Source organism: Cereibacter changlensis JA139 (assembly GCF_003034985.1).
GTDB classification, from domain to species: Bacteria; Pseudomonadota; Alphaproteobacteria; order Rhodobacterales; family Rhodobacteraceae; genus Cereibacter; species Cereibacter changlensis.
Genome location: NZ_PZKG01000254.1, coordinates 1 through 2,894, shown reverse-complemented (window position 1 = coordinate 2,894; position 2,894 = coordinate 1). Strand labels below are relative to the sequence as shown.

Annotated in this window: 3 protein-coding genes and 1 pseudogene; 2 read left to right on the top strand and 2 right to left on the bottom strand. The window is 61.5% G+C overall.

Features of this window, described 5'->3' with window-relative positions; genetic code table 11:
* Positions 1 to 216 (bottom strand): annotated as a pseudogene (locus C5F48_RS25805) (ISL3 family transposase); the annotation flags it as partial.
* Positions 217 to 274: 58 nt separating this feature from the next.
* Complete coding sequence (locus tag C5F48_RS22810; protein ID WP_146170727.1) at positions 275 to 1,141, bottom strand: AraC family transcriptional regulator; 867 nt, start codon at positions 1,139 to 1,141, stop codon at positions 275 to 277.
* Between the two features lie 156 nt (positions 1,142 to 1,297).
* On the opposite strand from C5F48_RS22810, the gene dctP reads away from it, so the two are divergent.
* Both dctP and C5F48_RS22800 read left to right on the top strand, forming a co-directional pair.
* On the top strand, positions 1,298 to 2,314 hold the full coding sequence (gene dctP / locus C5F48_RS22805; protein WP_107666002.1) for a TRAP transporter substrate-binding protein DctP: 1,017 nt from the start codon (positions 1,298 to 1,300) through the stop codon (positions 2,312 to 2,314).
* A gap of 9 nt (positions 2,315 to 2,323) precedes the next feature.
* Positions 2,324 to 2,800: a TRAP transporter small permease gene (locus tag C5F48_RS22800; RefSeq protein WP_107666001.1), complete on the top strand. Its 477-nt coding sequence runs from the start codon at positions 2,324 to 2,326 to the stop codon at positions 2,798 to 2,800.
* Positions 2,801 to 2,894 lie beyond the last annotated feature (94 nt).

The following is a 2,894-nucleotide window of genomic DNA, read 5'->3' as shown; positions in this document are numbered from 1 at the left end:
CCTGCGGCTCAGCCCCGTTCGGCGGACGATCTGCTTGATCGGGGCGCCGTCCCGGGCCATGTGCCGAACCATCTCGTTGGTCTGCTGTCTTCGCCGGAACCCCTCGTATTGCAACCTCTCCGCCGCCGTCAGCAGCGTCGGAGCCAGCCTGGTGCTGCCGATCGCCTTTCGGATCGCGGGCATGCTGCTCTGGACCGCCGACAGGAAGGCCGCAGTCCACCATGCCACTACGTCCATCGCCAGCCACACCAGAGGCTGCGACACTATTGAGATTTCAGCCCCGGCCTGCGGACTGATACTCTCGGGGTGTCATGCCGATCGTCCGGCGGAACTCGCGATTCATATGGCTTTGATCACTGAAGCCAGCATGCAGCGAGGCGCTGGCCAAGTCTTGACCCTCGTTGATGGCTTTCTGGGCGCGCGCCACCATCAGTTGCAGGCGCAATCGCCGGGGCTGCATTCCTGCCGTCTGGCTGCATAGTCTCGAAAACTGGTAGCGGCTCATTCCGACCTGCTCGGCCAAATTGCTGATGCGTGGCTGCCCCTCCTGCATGTCGTCGCCTTCCGAAAACAGCTCGCGGAAGTCAGCTCCGTTCATAGGCGTGAGGCTTGGATCCTCCTCGTCGACATGATCGCGGATCAGACCGCGGCCACGACAAAGTTTCAGGAGCAGATCGATATCATCCGATGAAACCGAGGTGGGATCCTTATGCAACTGATCGCGCAGGCCAAGGAGGTAATGGAAAACGAGGCCATCCCGGCAGACCGGCTGAGCAAACTGTCCGTCGGCTCCCAGTTCCGGCTGGAGCCGGGTCTCCCAGAAGGCAGGGTCGATGTGCAGGACGAAGTATCGGTTCACCGCAGCAGACCATGCGCTCGCATGGGGTTGATAAGCATTCAGGGTGACAACCGCGCCCGGCGCCTGCACATGGGTCATGCTGCCGGATGTGACGCTGGCCGCGCCTTCGATCATCGCTCCGATGTTGAAGCTCGGATGGCAGTGCAGCACGCCTGCTTCGGAGGTCGAGATGATCTCGAATGCGTCCACCTTGCCATCGAGGCGCCACCGGCGAACCTGACGCTCCATCTTCACCTCATCTAGATATGGATCTGTCCAAAGCAGCGGCACCAGCACTGCCACAGTGAAACTACCTTTCGTTTGACGGTGTCAAGCCGGGCAAGGAGGCGTCACTGGCTGGTCACAAACGTTCAAGAAGTGGCGGCAGGGCTCGTGCCAGTCTGCGGCAAGAAACACGGCAGAGGCCACTAGAATGGCCGCCCCCACCGGAGAGGTATCATGAAAACAACCATTGAACGCGTCACCCTTGCCCTTGTCTCTTCCCTTACGCTGGCGCCTGCAGCCGCGTTGGCAGACGGCGCAAGCTGCCAGGTTGCATTGAGCGACGAGGTCTACTTCCGCATCTCGCATCAGAACTCCACCACCAGCCCGATCCACGCACCGCTTGAAGAAATCGCTGCTGCGGTGACCGAAGCGACCGGTGGCAAGCTCAAGCTGGAGGTCTTCCCCTCTGCTCAGCTCGGCGGACCAGTGCAGGCGCTGGAGCAGGCCTCGTTCGGCGAGAACATCATCTTCTATACCCAGACAGGTAACCTCGCCACCGCAGGCGTGGCCGACTTTTCGGTGTTCAATGGTCCCTTCCTGACGCCGACGCTGGAAGGGGCAGAGAAGCTTGCCGCGTCGGATCTCATGGCCGAACTGGACGACCAACTGGCGGAGAAATCCGATCTGCGTCTTCTGTCGATCAACTGGTTCGACTCCCCACGCGTCTTTCTCGGGCAGAAGGGCTATCCGAACCCCGGCGATTTGCAGGGCGTCAAGCTGCGTTCGCCGGAAGCGCCGGCCTACATGCGCACGTTTGAGTTGCTGGGGTCACTGCCCCTCGCCCTGCCCTTTTCCGAACTCTACCTTGCCCTGCAGCAGGGTGTCGTCGAAGCGGCAGAAGGCGGTCTCGATGGCATGGCCGATGCGAACCTGATGGAGGTGGCCACCACGGTCACCGTGACCGATCATTTCCGGCTCTTCTACGGCTTCGCGATGAACGATGGTCTGTTCCAGGCGCTGCCGGCAGAGTGTCAGGAGGTGCTGACTTCCGAGTTCACCAGCAAGGGTAGCGAATACTCCCTCAAGATGAACGATATCACGGCCGAACGTGAAAAGTCGCTCCGCGAGGCTGGGGTCGTCTTTGTCCAGGCGGATCAGGCGGCCTACAAGGAAGCGACCGCGGACTTCTACACCATGTTCCCCGAATGGTCCGAGGGCCTCTACGCGCGCGCCTTGGCGGCGATGGAGTAAAGGCCGGACATGCTGACTCTTATCGACCGGGCCTGGCGCCTGCTCGACGACACGCTTCCGGCTATTCTCATCGGCCTGGTCAGCTTGCTGATCACTGTGGACATCGTGCTGAGGAACATCTTCCACAGCACGATTCCCGACGGGGTCGAGATCGCCACCTATGCGTTTGTCTGGATGATCTTTCTGGCATCCGCAGGAGCTTCGCGGGGCGGACACCACTTTCACGTCGACCTTGTGGGCACCCTGCGCAATCGCGCCCTGCGGATCGCGGGGCGGGTCATGATCGAAGCCGCATGCGGAACCGTGAGCGGCGTCATGACCGCTGCCTCTTGGTCCTACACTGCACGCAGCTGGGGCAGGGTTTCGGAAGGGCTCGAGATGCCGCTGGGCTACTTTTATATGATCTTTCCCCTCTGCTTCGCCCTGATGACGCTGTCTCATCTTCGGCGGGCCGTCGGTTTCGCGAGGGGAGCCCGCCCAGCATGAGCCTCTATCTTGTCCTCACTCTGCTCGGCATGACCGCGGCGATGACCATTGGCATCCCCGCAGTCTATGCAGTTCTCGGCGCCGCTCTCGCCTA

Excerpts from the sequence above, each read along its gene's own strand:
- dctP (WP_107666002.1), top strand. The coding sequence starts at position 1,298 with ATGAAAACAACCATTGAACGCGTCACCCTTGCCCTTGTCTCTTCCCTT.
- C5F48_RS22800 (WP_107666001.1), top strand. The coding sequence starts at position 2,324 with ATGCTGACTCTTATCGACCGGGCCTGGCGCCTGCTCGACGACACGCTT.